Annotated in this window: 21 protein-coding genes; 4 read left to right on the top strand and 17 right to left on the bottom strand. The window is 73.7% G+C overall.

Annotation, left to right across the window (positions count from 1 at the left end):
- Positions 1–22: 22 nt before the first annotated feature.
- From argF to OG295_RS07695, 7 genes are all read right to left on the bottom strand, one after another.
- Positions 23–1,039 (bottom strand): ornithine carbamoyltransferase, encoded by a 1,017-nt coding sequence (gene argF, locus OG295_RS07665; RefSeq protein ID WP_371676197.1) that lies wholly within the window; start codon positions 1,037–1,039, stop codon positions 23–25.
- A gap of 94 nt (positions 1,040–1,133) precedes the next feature.
- Positions 1,134–2,360 (bottom strand): arginine deiminase, encoded by a 1,227-nt coding sequence (locus tag OG295_RS07670; protein WP_371676198.1) that lies wholly within the window; start codon positions 2,358–2,360, stop codon positions 1,134–1,136.
- Between the two features lie 55 nt (positions 2,361–2,415).
- Complete coding sequence (locus OG295_RS07675) at positions 2,416–2,919, bottom strand: hypothetical protein (protein WP_371676199.1); 504 nt, start codon at positions 2,917–2,919, stop codon at positions 2,416–2,418.
- Positions 2,920–3,103: 184 nt separating this feature from the next.
- Positions 3,104–5,674, bottom strand: a complete 2,571-nt coding sequence (locus tag OG295_RS07680) for a polynucleotide kinase-phosphatase (protein WP_371676201.1) — start codon at positions 5,672–5,674, stop codon at positions 3,104–3,106.
- Positions 5,671–7,173, bottom strand: coding sequence for a 3' terminal RNA ribose 2'-O-methyltransferase Hen1 (locus OG295_RS07685; RefSeq protein ID WP_371681131.1), 1,503 nt, complete (start codon positions 7,171–7,173; stop codon positions 5,671–5,673). Before OG295_RS07685 ends, OG295_RS07680 begins: the two co-directional genes overlap by 4 nt.
- A 102-nt stretch (positions 7,174–7,275) precedes the next feature.
- A complete protein-coding gene (mmuM, locus tag OG295_RS07690) occupies positions 7,276–8,136 on the bottom strand; it encodes a homocysteine S-methyltransferase (protein ID WP_371676203.1) in 861 nt (286 codons plus the stop codon).
- Between the two features lie 14 nt (positions 8,137–8,150).
- Positions 8,151–9,074 (bottom strand): LLM class F420-dependent oxidoreductase, encoded by a 924-nt coding sequence (locus tag OG295_RS07695; protein WP_371676204.1) that lies wholly within the window; start codon positions 9,072–9,074, stop codon positions 8,151–8,153.
- A 202-nt stretch (positions 9,075–9,276) separates the two neighbouring features.
- On the opposite strand from OG295_RS07695, the gene OG295_RS07700 reads away from it, so the two are divergent.
- The gene (locus tag OG295_RS07700) at positions 9,277–9,558 is read left to right on the top strand and encodes a hypothetical protein (RefSeq protein WP_371676205.1); all 282 of its coding nucleotides are present in this window, start codon (positions 9,277–9,279) and stop codon (positions 9,556–9,558) included.
- Positions 9,559–9,611: 53 nt separating this feature from the next.
- On the opposite strand, the gene OG295_RS07705 is transcribed toward OG295_RS07700, so the two are convergent.
- From OG295_RS07705 to OG295_RS07720, 4 genes are all read right to left on the bottom strand, one after another.
- Positions 9,612–10,097 (bottom strand): DUF6099 family protein, encoded by a 486-nt coding sequence (locus OG295_RS07705; RefSeq protein ID WP_030238259.1) that lies wholly within the window; start codon positions 10,095–10,097, stop codon positions 9,612–9,614.
- Positions 10,098–10,219: 122 nt separating this feature from the next.
- Positions 10,220–10,612 (bottom strand): nucleotide pyrophosphohydrolase, encoded by a 393-nt coding sequence (locus OG295_RS07710; protein ID WP_371676206.1) that lies wholly within the window; start codon positions 10,610–10,612, stop codon positions 10,220–10,222.
- Positions 10,609–11,958, bottom strand: a complete 1,350-nt coding sequence (locus OG295_RS07715) for an ATP-binding protein (RefSeq protein WP_371676207.1) — start codon at positions 11,956–11,958, stop codon at positions 10,609–10,611. Before OG295_RS07715 ends, OG295_RS07710 begins: the two co-directional genes overlap by 4 nt.
- Positions 11,959–12,024: 66 nt before the next feature.
- Positions 12,025–12,420 (bottom strand): cell division protein SepF, encoded by a 396-nt coding sequence (locus tag OG295_RS07720; RefSeq protein ID WP_048477630.1) that lies wholly within the window; start codon positions 12,418–12,420, stop codon positions 12,025–12,027.
- Between the two features lie 98 nt (positions 12,421–12,518).
- Here OG295_RS07720 and OG295_RS07725 point away from each other — a divergent pair, with 98 nt between their 5' ends.
- From OG295_RS07725 to OG295_RS07735, 3 genes are all read left to right on the top strand, one after another.
- Positions 12,519–13,190 carry a TetR/AcrR family transcriptional regulator gene (locus tag OG295_RS07725; RefSeq protein ID WP_371676208.1) on the top strand — a complete coding sequence of 224 codons (672 nt, stop codon included), beginning with the start codon at positions 12,519–12,521 and terminating at the stop codon, positions 13,188–13,190.
- Positions 13,191–13,231: 41 nt separating this feature from the next.
- Complete coding sequence (locus OG295_RS07730; protein WP_371676209.1) at positions 13,232–13,984, top strand: DUF2470 domain-containing protein; 753 nt, start codon at positions 13,232–13,234, stop codon at positions 13,982–13,984.
- Between the two features lie 94 nt (positions 13,985–14,078).
- A complete protein-coding gene (locus OG295_RS07735; RefSeq protein ID WP_371676210.1) occupies positions 14,079–14,999 on the top strand; it encodes an NADP-dependent oxidoreductase in 921 nt (306 codons plus the stop codon).
- An 84-nt stretch (positions 15,000–15,083) separates the two neighbouring features.
- Here the strand turns inward: OG295_RS07735 and OG295_RS07740 are convergent, their stop codons facing one another.
- From OG295_RS07740 to OG295_RS07765, 6 genes are all read right to left on the bottom strand, one after another.
- Positions 15,084–16,418 carry an LLM class flavin-dependent oxidoreductase gene (locus OG295_RS07740; protein ID WP_371676211.1) on the bottom strand — a complete coding sequence of 445 codons (1,335 nt, stop codon included), beginning with the start codon at positions 16,416–16,418 and terminating at the stop codon, positions 15,084–15,086.
- A 255-nt stretch (positions 16,419–16,673) separates the two neighbouring features.
- Positions 16,674–17,669: an ABC transporter permease gene (locus OG295_RS07745; protein ID WP_371676212.1), complete on the bottom strand. Its 996-nt coding sequence runs from the start codon at positions 17,667–17,669 to the stop codon at positions 16,674–16,676.
- Positions 17,666–18,487 carry an ABC transporter ATP-binding protein gene (locus OG295_RS07750; protein ID WP_371676213.1) on the bottom strand — a complete coding sequence of 274 codons (822 nt, stop codon included), beginning with the start codon at positions 18,485–18,487 and terminating at the stop codon, positions 17,666–17,668. The genes OG295_RS07745 and OG295_RS07750 overlap by 4 nt, the downstream gene beginning before the upstream one ends.
- A gap of 8 nt (positions 18,488–18,495) precedes the next feature.
- Positions 18,496–19,551, bottom strand: coding sequence for an ABC transporter substrate-binding protein (locus OG295_RS07755; RefSeq protein WP_371676214.1), 1,056 nt, complete (start codon positions 19,549–19,551; stop codon positions 18,496–18,498).
- Positions 19,552–19,595: 44 nt separating this feature from the next.
- Positions 19,596–20,153: an NADPH-dependent FMN reductase gene (ssuE, locus tag OG295_RS07760; protein WP_371676215.1), complete on the bottom strand. Its 558-nt coding sequence runs from the start codon at positions 20,151–20,153 to the stop codon at positions 19,596–19,598.
- A 53-nt stretch (positions 20,154–20,206) separates the two neighbouring features.
- A complete protein-coding gene (locus OG295_RS07765; protein WP_371676216.1) occupies positions 20,207–21,178 on the bottom strand; it encodes a TauD/TfdA dioxygenase family protein in 972 nt (323 codons plus the stop codon).
- Between the last annotated feature and the right edge of the window lie 661 nt (positions 21,179–21,839).

Below are 21,839 nucleotides of genomic sequence, written 5' to 3' on the forward strand. Positions count from 1 at the left end.
CGGTGGCCGGGAGAGGCGGCCGCTACGCCCCGGTACCCGGGCCGGCGAGCAGCGCCACGAGGACGGCCTTGATGGTGTGCAGCCGGTTCTCGGCCTCGTCGAAGACGACCGAGTGCGCCGACTCGAACACCTCGTCCGTGACCTCCAGCGAGTCCAGCCCGTGCCGCTCGTGGACCTCGCGGGCCACCTTGGTGCCCAGGTCGTGGTAGGCGGGCAGGCAGTGCAGGAACTTCACGTCGGGGTTCCCGGTCGCGCGCAGCACGTCCATGGTGACGGCGTACGGGGCCAGGGCCGAGATCCGCTCGTCCCAGACCTCCTTGGGCTCGCCCATCGACACCCACACGTCCGTGGCCACGAAGTCGGCCTGGGCCACGCCCTCCGCGACCTCCTCGGTGAGGGTGATCCGGGCCCCGCTGGCCGCGGCCAGCTCCCGGGCCCGCGCCACGACGGCCTCGGCCGGCCAGTAGGCCTTCGGCGCGACGATGCGGACGTCCATGCCCAGCAGCGCGCCGGTGACCAGGTAGGAGTTGCCCATGTTGAAGCGGGCGTCGCCGAGGTAGGCGAAGGCGATGCGCTCCAGCGGCTTGTCGCCGTGCTCGGTCATCGTGAGCACGTCGGCGAGCATCTGGGTGGGGTGCCAGTCGTCGGTGAGGCCGTTGAAGACGGGGACGCCCGAGTGCGCGGCGAGCTCCTCGACCGCGTCCTGGCTGTCGCCCCGGTACTCGATCCCGTCGAACATCCGGCCGAGCACCCGGGCCGTGTCCCGGACGGACTCCTTGTGGCCGATCTGGGAGCCGGTGGGGTCGAGGTAGACCGTGTGGGCGCCCTGGTCGGCCGCGGCGACCTCGAAGGCGCAGCGGGTGCGCGTCGAGGTCTTCTCGAAGATCAGCGCGATGCTCTTGCCCTGGAGGCGACGCCGCTCGGTCCCGGCCTTCTTGGCGGCCTTGAGTTCGGCGGCGAGTTCGACCAGACCGCGGAACTCGGCGGCGGTGAAGTCGAGCTCCTTGAGGAAACTGCGGCCGAAGAGGTCGGTGGCCATGGGGGACACTCCAGGGTGGCGCTGACAGGGGATGCTGGAAGTCTATACGATCCTCTGCATTGATATACAGTCTGGCCGGGTCCTGCGTCCCTGATCACACGGCGTCCCGCTCCACCGGGCAGCTCATGCACCGCGGCCCGCCCCGGCCCCGTCCCAGCTCGCTCCCCGGGATCTCGATGACCTCGATGCCCTCCTTGCGCAGGTGCGTGTTGGTCGTGACGTTCCGCTCGTACGCGACCACCACCCCCGGTTCCACCGCCAGCACGTTGCAGCCGTCGTCCCACTGCTCGCGCTCCGCCGAGTGCACGTCCTGGGTGGCCGTCAGCACCCTGATCCGCTCCAGGCCGAGGGCTGCCGCGATCGCCCGGTGCATATGCTCGGCCGGATGGTCGCTCACCCGCAGTTCCCCGGGGCGCTCGCCGGGCCGGATCGTGTAGGAGGGGAGCATGCCGAGCCCCGCGTACTGAGTGAACGTATCTGCGTCGACCATCGTCATCACCGTGTCCAGGTGCATGAAGGCCCGGCGCTTCGGCATGTCGAGCGCCACGATGGCCGTCGCCGAGCCGGCCGCGAACAGGCCGCGCGCGAGCATCTCCACCGCCTGCGGGGTGGTCCGCTCGCTCATCCCGATCAGCACGGCGCCGTTGCCGATGACCAGGACGTCCCCGCCCTCGATGGTCGAGGGGTAGTCCACCTGCCCCTGCGACCAGAAGTGGAAGGCCCCCGAGCCGGTGAACAGCGGGTGGTGCCGGTAGATCGCCTCGAAGTGCACGGTCTCGCGCTGACGGGCGGGCCAGCGCATGGCGTTGATCGACACCCCGTCGTAGATCCAGGCGGAGGTGTCCCGCGTGAAGAGGTGGTTGGGCAGCGGGCCCAGCAGGAAACCGTCCGTCTCCAGCGCGTGGAAGCGCACCGACACCGGCTCGGCGTGCCGCTCCAGGAACTCCCGCTTGGTCATGCCGCCGACCAGGGCCTCCGCCAGGTCGGCCGAGGAGAGCCCGTCGAAGACGGCACGCAGGTGGTCGGTGGCGAGGGGGCCGTACTCCTTCTCGTGGAAGACCCGGTCCAGTACGAGGTGTCTGGCCTCGGGGATGTCGAGGGACTCCCGGAGCAGGTCGCCGAAGAGGTGGACGGCGACACCCCGGTCACGGAGCACGTCCGCGAAACCGTCGTGTTCCTGGCGGGCGCGGCGCACCCACAGCACGTCGTCGAAGAGCAGGGCGTCCTTGTTGCTTGGTGTGAGCCGCTTCAGCTCCAGATCGGGCCGGTGGAGGATGACGCGGCGGAGCCGCCCGGTCTCGGAGTCGACATGGAATCCCATGCCGTACACGTACCCAGACCGGACGGCTTTTTGACCTGGCGTCGGCTGTGGGGGCTCAGCGCAGGCCGAGAAGTGCCGTCGGGGCGCCGATCACTTCCGGAGCGATCACGCCCAGCTTGGGGGCGGTCAGGTTCGGGATGCCGCTGTTGCCGCCGTCCGGCATCGTCAGGGGCGAGCCGACGACGGCTCCGGGGCTCCGGGTGAGCAGGGTGGTGGCCGGGGACTCCAGCGAACCCTCCCCGTCCGTCGCGGGGTCGCCCAGCAGGTTGGGCACGGGCGAGGTGACCCGGGTGACACCGAGGTCGGTGCCGATCGGCACCACCGGGAGCAGCGGGGTCGGGAGCATGTCGCCCTTGTGGTGGCGGGGCGCCTCGGGGGCTCCTACGACCGGCACCGGAACTGCGGTGGCGATGTGCGGGGTGGGTACGCCCAGCGTGGTCTCCACCGCCTCCAGCGGGACTCCCACGGGAACCGAGTCGGCCACGGCCGGGGTGGCCGCGCCGGCCGCGGCCATACAGGTCATGAGCGCCGCAATGCTTCCGCGCGCGGTCATCTTCATAGGTGACGTTCCGTCCTTCCGGGTTCGCGGACATTCCGCTGCCCTGGATGAACGATCCGGCCGGTGTTTTCCCCGGACTTCACCGCGGAAGTTCCCCCATACGACCTAATTCAAGGCCGTACGGGGGCCTGCGCTTTACGCCGCGCGTCCCTCGGCCGGGGTCACCGCCGGGGTCACGGCCTGCTCACAGCCGGGGGTCCACCGGCTCCGACTCCAGGGCGAGCACGGCGAACACCGCCTCGTGGACCCGCCACAGCGGCTCCCCCGCGGCCAGCCGGTCCAGCGCCTCCAGCCCGAGCGCGTACTCGCGCAGGGCGAGCGAGCGCTTGTGCCCGAGGAACCGCGGACGCAGTCGCTCCAGCTGCTCCGGACGCGTGTACTCCGGGCCGTAGATGATCCGCAGGTACTCGCGTCCGCGGACCTTCACCCCCGGCTGGACCAGCCGGCCCTTCCCGTCGCGGACGCACGCCGCGAGCGGCTTGACGACCATGCCCTCACCGCCGCCGGCGGTCAGCTCCAGCCACCAGTCGGTGGCGGCCCGCACGGACGCCTCGTCCCCGGTGTCCACGAGGATCCGGCCGGTGCGCCGCAGCAGCGGAGCGCCGGACCGGTCGGCGGCGGCGGCCCGTTCGTCGGCGTCGGCCAGCCGGTCCAGCCACGCCAGCTGCTCGTCGTGCGGCACGGCGGCCAGCGAACGGCCGGCCGCCGCGAGCAGCTGGAACGGCGCGAACCGTACGTCGTCCAGCCCGTCGGTGGTCCAGCAGTACCGCCGGTACGCCTCGGTGAAGGCGGCCGCGTCGGCGGCCCGGCCGCGCTGGCGCTCCAGCAGGGCGCCGGTGTCCACGCCCCGGGCCGCGGCCGCCTCCAGGGCGGCGAGGGCGTCCGGGAACACGGCGCGGGAGGCCGCGCCGACGGCGGCGTACTGGTTGCGGAGCAGGCCGGTGGACTTCAGGGACCAGGGCAGCAGCTCACCGTCGAGCAACAGCCAGTCCGTGGCGAGTTCCTCCCACAGGCCCGCGCCGTCGACCGCCGCGCGCAGGCGGGCGAGGAACGCCTCCGTCACCTCGGGGTCCTGGAAGAAGGGCCGTCCCGTGCGGGTGTAGAGGGAGCCGGTGACGGTGCCGTCGACCCCGAACCGCTCGCGGGCCGCGTCGGCGTCACGGCAGAGCAGGACGGTGGCGCGCGAGCCCATGTGCTTCTCCTGGCACACCACCCGCTCGACGCCGTCGGCGCGGTACTGGGCGAAGGCCTCGGCCGGGTGCTCCAGCCAGCCCTCCTGCGCGGCGGTGGCGGTCGGGGCCATGGTCGGCGGGAGGTAGGGCACCAGCCGGGGGTCCACCGCGAAGCGGCTCATGACCTCCAGGGCGGCCGCCGCGTTCTCCTCGCGGACGGCCACGTTGCCCAGGTGACGGGTCTCCACCACCCGGCGGCCCTGTACGTCGGCCAGGTCCAGCGGGCGGCCGTCGTGCCCGCCCGGAACCTCGGCGACGAGCGGCTTGACCGGCTCGTACCAGACCTTCTCGGCCGGTACGTCGACCAGTTCGCGCTCGGGCCAGCGCAGGGCGGTCATCCGGCCGCCGAAGACGGCGCCGGTGTCGAGGCAGATGGTGTTGTTGATCCAGGTGGTGTCCGGGACCGGAGTGTGGCCGTAGACGACGACGGCCTTGCCCCGGTAGTCCTCGGCCCAGGGGTAGCGCACGGGCAGGCCGAACTCGTCGGTCTCGCCCGTGGTCTCCCCGTAGAGGGCGTGCGAGCGGACCCGGCCGGAGGTGCGGCCGTGGTACTTCTCGGGCAGGCCCGCGTGACACACCACCAGCCGGCCGCCGTCGAGGACGTAGTGGCTGACCAGGCCGGTGATGAACGCCCGCACCTCCTTCACGAACTCCTCGGACTCGCGCCCGAGCTGCTCGACGGTCTCCGCGAGGCCGTGGGTCAGCTGGACCTTGGAGCCCTTGAGGTAACGGCCGAGCTTGTTCTCGTGGTTCCCGGGGACGCACAGGGCGTTGCCGGACCCGACCATGCCCATCACCCGGCGCAGGACGCCGGGGCTGTCGGGGCCGCGGTCGACGAGGTCGCCGACGAAGACTGCGGTGCGCCCGTCGGGGTGGACGCCGTCCTCGTAGCCCAGCTTGCCGAGCAGGGTCTCCAGTTCGGACGCGCAGCCGTGGATGTCACCGATGATGTCGAAGGGACCGGTGAGGTGGGTGAGGTCGTTGAACCGCTTCTCCAGGACGACTTCGGCGGACTCGGCCTCCTCCACCGTGCGCAGCACGTGCACCTTGCGGAAGCCCTCGCGCTCCAGGCCGCGCAGCGAGCGGCGCAGTTCGGAGCGGTGGCGCTGGATGACCCGGCGGGGCAGCCCGGCACGGTCCGGGCGGGCCGCGTTGCGCTCGGCGCAGACGGACTCCGGCATGTCGAGGACGATGGCGATGGGCAGCACGTCGTGCTCGCGGGCGAGCCGGACGAGCTGACGGCGCGATTCCGGCTGGACGCTGGTGGCGTCGACGACCGTCAGGCGTCCGGCGGCGAGGCGCTTGCCCGCGATGTGGTGCAGGACGTCGAAGGCGTCCTTGCTGGCGCTCTGGTCGTTCTCGTCGTCGGCGACCAGGCCCCGGCAGAAGTCGGAGGACAGCACCTCGGTGCCCTTGAAGTGCTTGCGGGCGAAGGTGGATTTCCCCGATCCGGTGGCCCCGATCAGGACGACGAGGGACAGGTCGGTGACGGGGAGGACGCGGTGGGTGGTGGGAGTGCTCATGCTGCCTCGCCCTCCTTCGGGGTGACGGTGGCGGTGATGCCGGTGGAGCCGGTGGGGCCGGTGGCGGCCGTGAAGACGGCCATCTGGGTCGGCGGACCCACCTCGGGGTCGTCATCGCCGACGGGTACGTACGCGACGGTGTAGCCGTACCGGGCGGCGACCCGGCCGGCCCAGGCGCGGAACTCCTCGCGGGTCCATTCGAAGCGGTGGTCGCGGTGGCGGGCGTGCCCGGCGGGCAGCGACTCCCAGCGGACGTTGTACTCGACGTTCGGGGTGGTCACGAGCACCGTGCGGGGGCGGGCCGCGCCGAAGACGGCGTACTCCAGCGCGGGCAGCCTCGGCAGGTCGAGGTGCTCGACGACCTCGCTGAGCACGGCCGCGTCGTAGCCGGCCAGCCGCTTGTCGGTGTAGGCGAGCGAGCCCTGGAGGAGGGTGACGCGGGAGCTCTGGCGCTCCCCCATCCGCTCCAGCCGCAGCCGCCGGGCGGCGGTGGCCAGCGCCCGCACCGACACGTCGACGCCGACGATCTCCGTGAAGGACACGTCCTTCAGCAGGGCCTGGACGAGCTGCCCCTGTCCGCAGCCCAGGTCCAGGACCCGGGCGGCCCCGGCGGAACGCAGGGCGGCGAGGATCGCCTCGCGCCGGTGCACCGCGAGCGGGACCGATCGCTCCGCGCCGTCCTGGGACTCCTCCGCGGCGTCGTCGAGTTCTCCGGCCTCGCTGCCGTCGGCCTCGGCGAGGCGGGCCAGCTCCAGGCGCTCCATCGCGTCCTGGGTGAGCCGCTTGTGCCGGGCCAGGTAGCGGGCGGCGATCAGGGCGTGCTCGGGGTGCGACGCCAGCCAGCCGTCTCCGGCGCGCAGCAGCTTGTCGACCTCGTCGGGGGCGACCCAGTAGTGCTTGGCGTCGTCCAGCACGGGCAGCAGCACGTACAGCTGGCGCAGGGCGTCGTCGAGCTTCAGCTCGCCTTCCAGGACGAGCCGCACGTAGCGGCTGTCGCCCCACTCGGGGAAGCGTTCGTCCAGCGCGACCGGCTCGGTGCGTACGGAGCTCCAGCCCAGCGGTCCGAAGAGCCGCCGCACCAGGTCCGCGCCGCCCCGGGCGGGCAGCACCGGGAGCTCGACGCGCAGCGGACGCGGCTGCCCGGCCAGTTCGGGCCGGGCCGCGCACGTGCCGGCCAGCGCGCTGCGGAAGACCTTGCCCAGCGCGACGGCGAACAGGGAGGAGGCCGCGTACGGACGGTCGTTGACGTACTGCGCGAGCGCCGCGTCGGGGGCTCCGCCCCGGCCCTTGCCCTGGGAGCGCCGCACGAGCGCGACGGGATCCACCTCCAGCAGCAGGGCCGCCGTGCACCGCTCGGCCGTGGCCTCGGGGTAGAACACGTGGGCGGTGCCGTGCGAGGTGGTGAACCCCTGCGCCCTGCCCGGGTGCTTGTGCAGCAGAAAGCCCAGGTCAGTGGCCGGATTCTCGGCGGTGCCCGTGGTGCTGATCGCGAGGAACATGCGCTTCAGCATGACCGGAGCGTCGCCCTCGGGCCAACGGATTTACCCTCCCCCGCGCCGGTGGTTCGCGGGTCGGGCCGGCCGACGGCCCGGGGGCGCCGATCAGGACGGTCGGGTGCGCAGGGAGGCGATGGTGTCCGGTCCGACGCGGCAGCAGCCGCCGATGAGGCGGGCACCCGCCGCGCGCCAGGCCGCCACGTTCCAGGGGGCGGGGGCGGACGGGGAGTTCCAGGTGCGGGTGGCGGCGTCCCAGACGGAGCCGTCGTTGGGGTAGGCCACCAGGGGTTTGCCGGTGACGGAGGCGGCCGCCTCCAGGGCGGGGAGCACGTCGGCCGGATCGCAGCAGTTGACGCCGACCGCGATGACCTCGGGGGCGGCGGCCGCGAGGGCGAAGGCCTCGTCGAGGGGCTGGCCGGCCCGGGTGCGGCCGGCCTCGACGGTGTAGGAGAGCCACGCGCGGGCCCCGGTGCCGGCCAGGACGCGCAGCAGGGCCTCCGCCTCGTCGGTGTCGGGGACGGTTTCCAGGGCCAGTACGTCCGCCCCGCCCAGGGCCTCGATCCGGGGGCGGTGGAAGGCGGCCAGCCGGGCCACGCCCAGGCCGTACCGGCCCCGGTACTCGGAACCGTCGGCGAGGACCGCCCCGTACGGGCCCACGGAGGCGGCCACCCACACCTCGTGGCCTGCGGCCCGCGCGGCCCGGCCGGCCACCCGAACGCTGCGCCGCAGCAGGACCGGATCGTCCCCGACCTGGTAGCTCGCGGTGATCAGCACCTCGGCGCCGGCCCGGACGTACGCCGTGTGGGCGGCCTCCACCTGGTCCGGGTGCTCGGCGAGCACCCGGCCGGTCCACAGGCCCCCGGACAGGTCGCAGCCCTGGGCGGCGAGCTGGTTGCTGAGTCCGCCGTCCAGCAGGACGCTCCGGCTCTCCAGGGCATCGGCGAGGGGGCCGGTCGCGCGGGGCATGGTCGGCTGCCCTCCTAAGCGAGCTGGGAGAGCACCCGGGCGGAGATGAGCTCCAGGTGGTCGAGGTCGTCGAGGTCGAGGAGCTGCAGGTAGACGCGGGAGGAGCCGATGGCGGCATAGGCGCCGATCTTGTCGACCACCTCGGCCGGGGAGCCGGCGAGGCCGTTGGCCTTCAGCTCGTCCACCTCGCGGCCGATGGCGGCGGCCCGGCGGGCGACCTCGGCGTCGTCCTTGCCCACGCACACCACCAGGGCGTTGGAGTAGACGAGGTCGTCGGCCTTGCGGCCCGCCTGCTCGGCCGCCTCCCGGACCCGGCCGAACTGCCGCTCGCTGTCGGCGATCGACGCGAACGGCATGTTGAACTCGTCCGCGTACCGGGCGGCGAGGCGCGGGGTGCGCCGGGCGCCGTGGCCGCCGATCAGGACGGGCACCTTGGCCTGGGCGGGCTTGGGCAGGGCCGGGGAGTTCTCCAGCCGGTAGTGGTCGCCCCGGTAGTCGAAGGTGGCACCCGGCTCGGTGGCCCACAGGCCGGTGATGACGGCCAGCTGCTCCTCCAGCCGGGCCATCCGCTCCGCCGGGAAGGGGATCCCGTACGCCTTGTGCTCCTCCTCGAACCAGCCGGCGCCCAGTCCGAGTTCGATCCGGCCGCCGGACATCCGGTCGACCTGGGCGACCTGGATCGCGAGGACGCCTGGCAGCCGGAAGGTGCCGGCCGTCATCAGCGTGCCCAGCCGGATCCGCCGGGTCTCACGGGCCAGACCCGCGAGGGTGATCCAGGCGTCGGTGGGGCCGGGCAGCCCGTCGACGGAACCCATCTTCAGATAGTGATCTGACCGGAAAAACGCGTCGAACCCGAGGTCCTCGGTGGCCTTGGCGACGGTCAGGAGGGTGTCGTAGTCGGCGCCCTGCTGCGGCTCGGTGAAAATGCGGAGATCCATGCCTTCCATCCTGCCCTTCCGGTCCCTGCCGGGTGAATCCACGTCAACCGGAAGGTCCACCCCCCGCCCGGCCAGTGACCAGCACGGATGGGGCTCGTTGGCCCGGACGGAGCCGGACCGCCCGGCCCGCGCGCCGGCGGCCTCTCGCCGGTGCGTCCACCGCCCCTCTCCACCCGGAAGGGCCAGGGCCGAGGAGGCCGCCATGTCCCACGAGGCCGTGCCGGAGACCCGCCGGGAAAACGGACAGACCGGGCAGGCGGCCCACGACCCGGCGCGCCGGGAGCCCGCGGTACCCACCCCGGACGGTGGCGCGCCGAAGGGCCTGCTGCAGCAGATGGAAGAGCTGATGGCCGCGCTGAACGCCGACCTGTCCCGGCTCGATGCCGACCTCCAGCGCTCCGCGGACCGCGCTCCCTCCGGCACGCCGGTCTCCCCGGGCGCCCACGCGCACGAGAGCGAGCGCGGCTCCGACCGCTCCCACTGACCGTGCCGTGCCCGGGTCCCGTCGCGCACGGCGGGACCCCTCGACCCCCGGCCTCAGACCACCCCGGAGGCCGACCCCCGTTCCCGTACGGTCATCCGGCGCAGCAGTGCGCGGACCCGGTCGCTCGACTCGTCGGCCGCGTCGATCGACTCTATGCACTGCCAGTACAGGCCCTCGTCGTCCGTCCCGCAGGCCACACCGACGAGCGCTATCCCCACCTCGCCGAGCAGTGCCTGCAGTCCCAGCAGCGCCTGCCGCGCGTCGGTCACCTCCGTCAGCCGCGCGGCGCGCGGCGGCTGTTCGGGCGCGCTGCCCTCACCGCGCAGCGCCGCCCGGTCGATGACCCCGCAGCCTCTGCCTCCCGCTTCCCCCAGCCCCCGTGCCTCCGCTCTCAGCTCCGGCGGTCCGGTGACCGCCAGCCAGCTCCCTATCCCCTGCGCCAGCGCCTGGGCCTGCCAGGCCTCGCCGACGATGTCCCACGCAGCTCCGCTCTGTGCCAGCGCGTGCCGGCCGGCCGCGATGAGCCGTACCGCATCCATATGCCGTCCCCCGTCCGCACGACATCCCGCCGTCCTTCACTACCCAGAGTGAAGGCAACGGGCCAGTAAAGCCAGGGGTATTCGGAAATCTGTGGACACAAACATGGTTGTGGATGACACCATCACTCCGAAGAGTGACGATCAGAGGCCGAACTGCCGGTCGCCGGGAAGCGGACCTCGTTCCTCTCGATCTTCGCGGCGAGCGCATCCAGCACATCCACCCCGAGAACCTCACAGAATTGCAGCAGATACGCGAGCACATCGGCCACCTCATCGGCCACCCGATGGGCACTTTCGGGCTTCTCCATGATCGCGGCCGACTGTTCCGGTGTCAGCCACTGGAAGATCTCGACCAGTTCGGACGCCTCGACGCTCAGGGCCACGGCGAGGTTCTTGGGCGTGTGGTACGGGCCCCAGTCCCGGGCGGCCGCGAAGTCGGCCAGCCGTCGCTGGAGCCGGTAGAGCCGTTCGCCGTGCGGGGACTCGGGCTCGGGGTTCTCGGGGACAGCACTCATGGGATCAGGTCTACCACCGAGACGCCCGGGAGCCCGCGCCCGGTTCCCGCGGTCTCCTCACCCACCGCGGCCGCCAGCCGGACGTGGCCGCGGCCGCCGGACAGCAGGGCCAGGCGCAGCAGTTCGGCGCTCTGCCCCCGGTCCAGACCGCGGTCGAGGTCGTCGGCGAGGACGGTGAGCGCCTGCCGGGCGGCCAGCACGTCGGCGACCGGCTCCACCTGCAGCACCCCGGGCCCGGTGAGCAGGACGAGGGCCAGCGCGAGGAAACGGAGTTCGCCCGCGCCGAGCCGGCCGAGGGCGGTCGCGGGCAGGTCGGGGCCCCGGTCCAGCACGGCCGCCACCAGGCCCCCGCCGGGACCGCCCGGACCGCCGCCCGAACCGCCGGGACCGCCGACCGCGCCGCGGCCCGCACCCCCGGGTCCGGCTGCCGCGCCCCGTACGTCCAGCCCGGCGACCGGCCCGGCGCAGCCGGTGCGGGCCGCCGCGGCCAGCAGGGCGTGCCGGGTGGCGCACTCGTGGCGGGTCCGGCGCAGTACGTCGGCCAGGTTCCGGCAGTCGCTCCGCAGCCGCCCGTCGCCCTGCGGGACCGGCGCGCGCATCCGCTCGGGCCGGGGGTCGCAGGGGAACACCGAGCGCAGGGCCACCACGACCTGCTCCGCGGCGGCGAGCACCCGGCGCTGCCCGGCGGTGGCGCCGGCCACCCGCAGCGGCAACAGGGCGGTGGCGAGGCGGTCGTCGGGGAGCGGGGCGCGGGTCACGCCGATGGCGCCGCCGGTGAACCAGGCGGCCTGGACCGAGCGGCGGCGCGGGTCGCGCAGGGCGGTGGTGAGCAGGATCTGGCCGTCCTGGGCGAGGCGTTCGCCGACGACCCGCAGCGTGGGTTCGGCCTGGACGGCGAGGTCGAGGCGGACGGGCCCGGCCGGGCCGTCGACCGTGCAGCCGACGCGGAAGCCCCGCCGCCCGTCCGGGTCGGGCAGGGCCCGTTCGGGCACGTGGGCCACCGGGTCGGGGAACACCTCGTCCAGGGCGGCCCCCGAGGCGAGCCGGGACAGGGCCGCGTAGGCGGCCAGGGCCTGGGACTTGCCGCTGCCGCTGGCCCCGGCGAACAGGGTCACGGGGCCGAGCGGGAAGGCCGCCGCCCGGTGCCGGCCGAAGGCGGCCAGCCGCAGTTCGGTGACCGCGGGCCGCCTCGGCCCCGCGATCGCCCCTAAAGGGGCGGGGGGAGGGGCGGCGGGGGAAGCGGAGGAAGGGGCGGAACCAGGAGGAGAGGGGCGGGAATCCGGAGAGGTACGGGATTCGGAAGGGAGGTCGGCGGCGGGCCGTGCCGCGTCCAGGGTGGCGTCCATGGCCGGACGGTACGGTCCGGCGGCCCGCCCTCGGGTACGGCGAACCGTTCCACCGCCCCGACCTTCCTACGATCGGGGGACGGCCGCCGCCGCGATCCCCTCGACCTCGGTCCCGACCGGCGCCAGCAGGAAGACGTTCCGGTCGACCCGGTGCATCCCGCTGCCCAGTCCGAAGACGACACCGCTGCTGAAGTCGAGGATCCGCTTGGCCACTTCACCGTCCGCGCCCGTGAGGTCGAGCAGCACCGGGATCTGCGCGATCAGGTACTCCGCCACCTCCCGGGCGTCGGCGAAGATCTGGACCCGGATCACCACGAAGCGCCGCTGTTCCGCCGCGGACGCCCCGGGCGCTGTGGGGATCGTGCGGTGGTCCACCCGGGAGGGCCATTCGTTGCGACTGCGCAGCGGCACCACCTGCGCGAGTCCCTCCCACTGTTCGTCGGTGACGTCGTACCTGCTCACCGGGCCGCCTCGGCCGTGCGCTTCATGTGCATCCCCCCATCTTCTCGCGTTTCACCCGTTCAGCCCAACACCGACACGAAGCACGTAGGGTCGCCGCCATGACCAATGGCGACGAGGTCCGCACGGTACGCGACATCACAGGCGGTGGCCCCGTCCGGCGCGCCGCGCCGGGTACCGGTGGCCTGATTCCGTCCCCCCGGGGCCGGCAGCGGGCGGACGCGGTCCGCAACCGCGCCCAGATCCTGGGTGCCGCCGAGCAGTTGTTCACCGAACAGGACCCCCGGACGGTGACGATGGACCAGATCGCCAAGGCCGCCGGGGTCGGCCGGGCCACCCTGTACCGCCGGTTCCCCGACCCGCCGTCCGTCGCCGCCGCCCTCCTCGACGAACACGAGCGCATCCTGCAGGGCCGCCTGGCCTTCGGCGCGCCGCCGCTCGGACCCGGAGCGCCGCCCGCGGAGCGGCTCGCGGCCTTCTACGCCGCCGCACTGGAACACCTGGAGCGACACCTGCCACTGGCCCTGGGCATCCGCCCGGGGCCCGACCGTTTCGGCCGCGCCGCCTACCGGCACTGGCGGACGCACGTACGGAGTCTGCTGGTGGACGCCGGCGCGGCCGATCCCGACGCCGACGTGGACGTGCTGCTCAGCCCGCTCGCGCCGGAGGTCTACCAGTTCCAGCGGCACTCCCTCGGCCTGCCGCCCGAACGGATCGCCGAGACCCTCGGCCGGCTGGCCCGCGGGGTACTCCCCGACCGACGAATAGGTTAGGTTAGGCATACCTAACTCGCTCGGATGATGGAGACCTCCGCATGCGCCTGTCCGGTGATCCCGCCACTCCCGCCACGGTCCGGCCCGGCGACGCCGAGCGCGTCCGGTCCGTGCTGGCCGCGGCCCACTCCATGACCGTGGTCGTCGACGGGGTCCGCCACGAGGTGCGCCACCTCGACGGCTCCGACGTCCTCGGGCGGCTCCACCTGCACCCGGCCGCGCCCGCCGCCGGGGAGCCGGGCCTCCCGGTCCCCGACGAGCGCCCCGCGATCCGGCTGGAGTTCACCGACGTCGCCCCGACCCCGGCGCGCGACCGCGTGCGCGCCCGCGTCACCGTCCTGGGCCGCCTCCTCACCCCCTACTCCGGGGGCGGCCACGCCGACGAGGGGGCCGCTCCCGGCGGCAGCACCTGCGTCGAGTACGGCCGGGCGGTCCTGGAGACCGAGGACGGGACCGCGTACATCGGGCTGGAGGAGCTGGACCGGGCCCGGCCGGACCCGCTGGCCGCGTACGAGGCCGGCATGCTCACCCACCTGCTCGACGACCACCCCGAGCTCGTCACCCTGCTGCTGCGGCTGGTGCGGCCCGCGCCTTCGGCCGCCGTGGTCCGCGCACTGCCGCTCGCCCTGGACCGGTACGGGATCACCCTGCGCCTGGAGGAGCACCACGGGCACCGCGACGTACGGCTGCCGTTCCCCTCCCCCTTGGACGACGTCGACCAGTCGGGCGCCCAGATCCAGGCCCTCCTCAGCGCGGCCCGGCGGCGTTCGCACCGCAACACCCTGCCGGCCTGAGGATCGCCGGAGCTCCGCTGGATCCCTCCTGGAGCCCGGGAACCGGGCGTCCGCCTTCCGGAACAGTCTCCGGAACCGGATCGTTGGGGTGTACATGAAGGCAATCACCTACAGCACCTACGGAACTCCGACCCGGTTAGAGCTCGTTGAGGTACCGGAGCCCAAGGTCGGGCCGGGCGAGGTCCTCGTCCGCGTCAAGGCCGCCGGCGTCAACCCCGTCGACTGGAAGCTCGCCGCCGGCTTCCTCGGTCACGTCCTCGAAGTCCGCCACCCCGTCATCCCCGGCTGGGACGTCGCGGGAACCGTCGAGGCCGTCGGCCCCGACACCTACGACTACGCCGTCGGCGACGAGGTCTACGGCTACGTCCGCAAGGAATGGGTGCAGCTCGGCACCTACGCCGAGCTGGTCGCCGCCCCCGTGCGCACCCTCGCCCCCAAGCCGCGCGGGCTGACCTTCGAACAGGCCGCCGGCCTCCCCCTGGCCGGGCTCACGTCCTACCAGGCCGTCACCCGGGCGGGCGTCACGGCCGGCCAGACCGTCGTCATCCACTCGGCCGCCGGCGGTGTCGGCTCTCTGGGCGTGCAGATCGCGGTCCACCTCGGCGCCCGCGTCATCGGCACGGCGAGCGCCCGCAACCACGACTACCTGCGCTCCCTGGGCGCCGAGCCGGTGCTGTACGGGGACGGGGTGGCCGAGCGGGTCCGGGAGCTGGCACCCGGGGGCGTCGACGCCGGGCTCGACTTCTACGGCGACGGCGGCGTCGAACTGCTGCAGTCGATCGTCCGGCCGGGCGGCGCGGTGATCTCCGTCGCCGACAACGACGCCGACTCCAAGGGCGCCAAGCACATCTGGGCGCGCGCCTCCACGGCCGACCTCACCGCGCTCGCGGAGCTCGCCGACACGGGCACGATCACCGTCAAGGTGGGACACGTCCTGCCGCTCTCCGACGCCGCCGCGGCGTGGGAACTGAGCGCGACGGGCCAGGCCCGCGGCAAGATCGTCCTCACCGTCTGAGTACGGGGGAACGCCCGCGGGGCGGCCGGAGTTGCGCACTCCGGCCGCCCGCGCGCCACCTCCCGGACCACCCGGGAGGTCCGCTCACCCGGTCGGCCGGGTGTGACGGTTGGCGGGACGCGGCAGGCCGTAGTTCTCCCGGAGCGTGGCGCCGGTGTACTCGGTCCGGAAGAGGCCCCGGCGCTGGAGGACCGGCACGACGTGGTCGACGAAGTCGGTGAGGCCGGTGGGCAGGACGGGCGCCATGATGTTGAAGCCGTCGGCGGCGCCGTGCGTGAACCACTCCTCCAGCTGGTCGGCGATCTGCTCGGGGGTGCCGGCGAACACGCGGTGACCGCGCCCGGCCCCGAGGCGGGCGATCAGCTCGCGCAGGGTGAGCCCGTCCCGGCGGGCCAGTTCGGCGACGAGCGTGAAGCGGCTCTTGTTGCCGTTGATGTCCCGCTCCTCGGGGAGTGCGGGCAGCGGGCCGTCGAGGTCGGCCCCGGTGAGGTCGACGCCGAGCATGCCGGAGAGCTGCGCGAGACCGTACTCGGGCACCTGGAGTTCGGTGAGCTCCCGCTCCAGGGCCTTCGCCTCGGCCTCCGTGGAGCCGATGACGGGGGCGATGCCGGGCAGGACGAGGAGGTCGTCCTCGGCGCGGCCGTAGCGGGCCAGGCGCGACTTGAGGTCCTTGTAGAAGGTCTGGCCGTCGGCGAGGGTCTGCTGGGCGGTGAAGACGGCCTCCGCGTATCGGGCGGCGAACTCCTTGCCGTCCTCGGAGGAGCCCGCCTGGACGAGGAGCGGGTAACCCTGGGGCGAGCGGGGGACGTTGAGCGGTCCGGCGACACCGAAGTACTCGCCGCGGTGGGCGGCGGGGTGCAGCTTGTCGGTGTCGGCGTAGACGCCGCCCTCCTTGTCGAGGACGATCGCGTCGTCCTCCCAGCTGTCCCAGAGCTTGGTGGCCACGTCGAGGAACTCGCGGGCGCGGTCGTAGCGGAGGCCGTGCTCCAGGTGTTCGTCGCGGTTGAAGTTGCGGGCCTCGTCGACGGTGCCGGAGGTGACGATGTTCCAGCCGGCGCGGCCGTTGCTGATGTGGTCGAGGGAGGCGAACTTCCGGGCGGTGTGGAAGGGCTCGTTGAAGGTGGTGGAGACGGTCGCGATGAGCCCGATGTGCTCGGTGACGGCGGCGATCGCGGAGAGCAGGGTCAGCGGCTCGAAGCCGCCCAGGGCGTTGTGGCGGGCCTTGCCCCACAGGGCGAGGCCGTCGGCGAAGAAGATCGAGTCGAGGCGGCCGCGTTCGGCGGTGCGGGCCAGTTCCTGGAAGTAGCGCAGGTCGGTGACACGCTCGGGGCTGGCGTCCGGGTGGCGCCAGGCGGCGTCGTGGTGGCCGGCGTTCATCAGGAAGGCGTTGAGGTGGAGGGTGCGGCGGGGTGCGGGCATGTCTGTTCCCTGTCGGTGGACGCGGATGCGGTGCGCTCCGCGGGTGGTGGGTGTCGCGGGCCCGGGGGCGACGGGCCGGGGCCGGTGGGCCGGAGGCTGGGGCCCGGTGGGCCGGAGGCCGGTGGGCCGGAGGCAGGGGCCCGGTGGGCCAGAGGCCGGTGGGCCAGAGACAGGGGCCCCGTGGGCCGGAGGCCGGTGGGCCGGTGGCGGGTGGAGGGGCCTGGGCGGAGGGGGCTCGTGGAGGGGGCGGGCGCTTCAGGCCGCGGGGACACGCCAGAGGCTGAGGCGGCGTTCGATCGCGACCAGGACCTGGTTGAAGGCGACGCCGATCGCGGAGATCGTCACGATCCCCGCGTACATCTGCGGGATCGCGAAGTTGAACTGCGAGGCGTTGATCAGGTAGCCGAGTCCCGCCTTCGCGCCGATCATCTCGGCGGCCACGAGGACGAGGATCGAGACCGCGCCCGCCAGCCGGATGCCGGTGAAGATCACCGGGACGGCGGACGGCAGGATCACCTTCTGGAAGAGCCGGGGCGTGGACAGGTCCATCGAGCGGGCCAGCCGGACCAGGGTGGGGTCGGCGTTGCCGACGGCGCTGATGGTGTTCAGCAGGATCGGCCACACGCAGGCGTAGACGACGATCGACACCTTCGAGGTCTCCCCGATGCCGAGGAGCAGTACGAAGACGGGCAGCAGCGCGAGGGCGGCGGTGTTGCGGAAGAGTTCGAGCAGGGGGCCGAGGAAGGCCGCGACCGGCCGGTACCAGCCGATCAGCAGGCCCGACGGGACGGCGACCGCAACCGCGATGGCGAAGCCGCCGAAGGAGCGGGTGAGGCTGGCCCGGGTGTGCTCGCCGAGTTGCCCGTCGCCGAGCAGGTCCCACCAGGCGCGGGCCACCTCGCTGGCCGGTGGCAGGAAGGTGGCGTCGACCAGTCCGGCCCGGGGCGCCGCCTCCCATACGGCGAGCAGGAGCAGGACCGCGGCCGAGCGCAGCAGGCCGGCCCTCAGCCACCGGAGCACCGCCCCGGCCCGGCGCAGAGCGGGGGCCGGCGGGCGCGGGACGCGCGGGGTCTCGGGGCGCGGTGCGGCGCCGGCGGTCCCGTCGGCGGGCGCGGGGGCCGGAGCCGCTGCCGGGGCCGCCGGGGCGGGCTCCACGGCGGACGCGGCTGCCGGGGCCGGCTCCACGGCAGGTGCCGGGGCCGGGGCGGGTTCCACGGCGGCGGGCTGTGCCTGGCGGGTGTCGGTGCTCATGCGGCGGCCTCTTCCTTCTCCAGTCGCTGGGCGCGGGCCACCTCGTCGTGGAGCAGGGTCCAGATCTCGTGGCGGTAGCGGGCGAACTCCGGGCTGGAGCGCAGGTCCTCGCCCGTGGCTCCGGCGGCCCGGTCGCCGAAGGAGACCGGGACGACCTCCTTGACCCTGCCCGGCCGGGAGGTGATGACGGCCACCTTCTGGCCGAGGTACACGGCCTCCTCGATGCCGTGCGTGATGAAGACGACGGTCTTGCCGGTGCGCTGCCAGATGCGGCGCAGTTCGTCCTGGAGGGACTCGCGGGTCTGCGCGTCGAGGGCGGCGAACGGCTCGTCCATCAGCAGCACGTCCGGGTCGTAGGCCAGCGAGCGCGCGATCGCGACCCGCTGGCGCATGCCGCCGGAGAGCTCGTGCGGGTGGCGGTCCTCGAATCCGGTGAGGCCGACCAGGTCCAGGAACTCGCGCGCCCTCGCGGCCCGTTGCCGTCGGGGGACGCCCGTGGCCTCCAGGCCGAACTCGACGTTGCCCAGCGCGGTGCGCCAGGGCAGCAGGGCGTACTGCTGGAAGACGATGCCCCGGTCCAGACCCGGGCCGGTGACCGGTTCGCCGTCGAGCAGGATCCGGCCCGCGGTGGGGCGGGTGAGGCCGCCGAGGAGGTCCAGGAGGGTGGACTTGCCGCAGCCGCTGGGGCCGACCACGACCACGAACTCCCCCGCGCCGATCTCCAGGTCGATCCCGTCGAGAGCCGTGAACTCCTCTTTCCTTTTCTTGTCCTTGGTGGGGAAGGTCTTGGTGACGGACTCGAACACGATCTTCGCCATGATGGCCGTCAGCCCTTCCCGTTGCCGTTGAACTCGTTGGTGAACAGGTCCGCGGCGCGCAGCCGGCCCTTCTTGACCTCGCCGCGCTCGGCGAGCCAGTCGATCCAGAGCTGGAACTCCTTCTCCTCGATCCGGCCCGCGGGCGCGGCGACCCCGTACGAGCGCCAGTACTTCAGAATCGAGGTGTCCTCGTTGCGGCCGCGCTTGCGGACGATCTCCGTCATCCGGGCGATGACCTCCTCGCGGGGTGTGGTGCGGGACCAGTCGATGGCCTTGCCCACGCCCGTCACGAAGGTCCGTACGGTGTCCGGGTTCTCCTTGATGAAGCGCTCGGTCATCACGTACGTGCCGCCGCTGAAGGCGCCCAGCAGGTCGAAGTCGCTGAACAGCGGGCGGATGCCGCCGGCCGCGACGGCCTTGTCGCGCAGCACCCCGCTGAGGACGCCGACCTCGATCTGTTTCTGCCTCAGGGACTGTTCGGTGTTGACGGGCGGGACGACCAGGGCCTCGACCTTGTCGGACTCGGCGCGCGAGAGGCCGCCCCGGCTCAGGTAGATGTCGAGGAGGGCTTGCGCGTGGGCACCCAGGGTGTTCATCCCGACCTTCTTGCCGATCAGGTCGCGGGGGGAACGGATGGGGCTGTCCTCCAGGACGTAGTAGCCCAGGTTCGTCTCCTTGTCGGAGCCGTAGTACGAGATCACGGCCTTCACCGGGGCCTTGCCCGCGACGAGTTTGACGACCGCGCCATTGAACGCGCCGCCGAAGTGGGTCTGTCCGGTCGCGGCGGACTGGATGTCCTGCGGGCCGCTGATCGTGTTGCCCACCCAGTCCAGGGTGAGGCCGCCGAGGAAGCCGAGGTCGGCGGCGAGTTCGGGAAGGGTGACGGCGCCGACCGCGCCCTGGTACTTCAGGGCGGTGATCTGCTTGCCGGGTGCGCCGGCGGATCCGGAGGCGGGCCCGCCGGTCGCGGTGGCCGTGCCGCAGCTCACCGCGGCCGCCGAGATGCCGAGCAGGGTGAGGAACTGGCGCCGGGAGCGGGTGGTCGGGGTGGGGGCTGCGGGCATGGCGGATCCTTGTCGCTGGCTGCGGGGTGGTCGGGGGCTCGGGGTCAGGGGGCCGGGCTGAGGGCGGCGGCCCGGGAGGCGCTCAGGGCGTCGGAGAACTCGTCGACGGCCTGGAAGAGGTCCAGTTCGGCCTCGGGGCGCAGCCGGTCGGGACCGGCCCCGCGCTCGACGGAGGAGTCAAGGACGAACCGGCCGGCGGTCACGTGCCGGGCTCCGAGGGCGGCGAGGACCGGGCGCAGGGCGTAGTCGATGCTCAGGACGTGGGCGAGGCTGCCGCCGGTGGCGAGCGGAAGAACCGTTTTGCCGGCCAGGCCGTCCTGCGGGAGCAGGTCGAGGAAGGCCTTGAGCAGGCCCGTGTACGAGGCCTTGTAGACCGGGGTCGCGATGACCAGGCCGTCGGCTTCGGCGACGGCTTCGAGCGCCCGGCGGATCTCCGGCTCGCCGCGGCGGGCGGCGAGGAGGTCGGCGGCGGGCAGGTCGCGTACGGCGAGGTGGGCGGTCTCGAACCCGGAGTGGGAGAGCCGGCGCAGCACGTGGTCGGCGACGACGGCGGTGCGGGAGTGGGTGGAGGGGCTGCCGGTGAGGGCGAGCAGCTTGGGCACGGGGGCTCCTCGGGCGGAGGGCGGGCCGGGCGACGGCCCGGAGGGGGCGGGGATCAGGCGGAGGCGGGTGCCCCGGAGGCGTCGGCGTCGCCGGACGCGCCGGAGGGGATGCCGAAGGAGGGGGCCGGGACGGTCTCGGGGCTGATCAGGCGGGAAGGCACCCCGTCGGGGCCGACCGGGACGTCGCCGTCGACGGTGACGCGGCGCAGGGTGCGCTCGTGGTCGTCGGAGTCGTCCACGCCGTAGTGCTGGGTGGCGCGGTTGTCCCAGATCGCGACGTCGCCGGCCCGCCACTGCCAGCGGACGGTGTTCTCGGGGCTCTCGATGTGGGCCTGGAAGAGGTCCAGGAGGGTACGGGAGTCGCGGCCGGTGAGGCCGTTGACGCGCTGGACGAAGTTGCCGAGGAGCAGGGTGCGCTCGCCGGTCTCGGGGTGGACGCGCACCACCGGGTGCTCGGTGAGGAACTTCGTCGAGGTGAAGATCTCGCGGTACTGGGCGAGTGCCTCGGGCAGGGCGTCGGGCTTCAGGGCGGCGTAGTCGTACTCGTTGGAGTGGACGGCCCGCAGGGAGTCGGCGAGGACGCGGAGCGGCTCGGGGAGGTGGGTGTAGGCGGTGGCGGTGTTGGCCCAGAGGGTGTTGCCGCCGTACGGGGGGATGGTGACGGCGCGGAGGATGGAGAAGGCGGGATAGGCGGGGACGAAGGTGACGTCGGTGTGCCACTGGTTCGCGCGGGCGCCGTGGTGGGAGTCGATGCCGAGGGCGTAACGGCCGTCGGCGGAGGGGACGGTGGGGTGGGCGACCGGCGTGCCGAGCAACTGGGCGAAGGCCTCGTGGCCGGCCTCGTCGAGGTGGTCCTGGCCGCGGAAGAAGACGACCTTGTGGGCGAGGAGGGCGGTGCGGATCTCGGCGACGGCCGCGGGGGCGAGGTCCCCGCCGAGCCGTACGCCGCCGATCTCGGCTCCGATGCGGCCGCCGATCCTGGTGACGGTGGTGGTGGCGGTGGTGGTGGCGGTGAGCGTGGTCACGGGAACTCCTGGGGTGGTTGGTGGTGGGTTTATTTCCGCTGCGGAAGAAATGAGCCGAGGCGTACGGGCGCCACGGATCGGAACTGCTCCTGGAGGGGCGCCCGTCGGGCCCGCCGGTTCGCGCCCGTCGGGTCGCGCCCGGCTTCCCCGGGCGTCCGGCGGGGCCCGGGACAGCGGGCCGCGGACCCCGCCCTCGGAACGGTCGGCCGCCCGGCCGGAGGCCCCGGCCGCGGGCTCCGGTCCCCCGGGCCGGAGCCCGCGGTCGACGGAGCGGGCCGGCCGAACCGGGGGTCCCCGCACCGGGGGCCCGGTCCGGATCCGTCGGGGGAACCGGGCCGGTGGGCCGGGAGCGGGGCTCCGAAGCGCGCGGGCCGAAGGGCCGGCCGGAGGAGGGTCCCGTCGAACCGGGTCCCCCGGGCCGGGCCCGATGCGTTCCGAGCTGCTCCGGGAAACCGGCCGACGGGCCCGCCGGACCCGGTTCCCGAGGGAACGGGCCGTCGAGGCGGGGTCCGCCGGGCGGACGGGTCAGGACGGCCGATACGGGGTCGCGGACGCTACCGGCCGCAGGGCCGGCTCCGGCGAGGGGACGGCCCTGCCGCGTGCGGGCAGGGGCCGGGCCCGCCGGAGCGGGCTCCGGGGCCCGGGGCGCGGGTCAGGAGCA

Origin of the sequence: Streptomyces sp. NBC_01276 (assembly GCF_041435355.1) — a bacterium.
Lineage (GTDB): Bacteria > Actinomycetota > Actinomycetes > Streptomycetales > Streptomycetaceae > Streptomyces.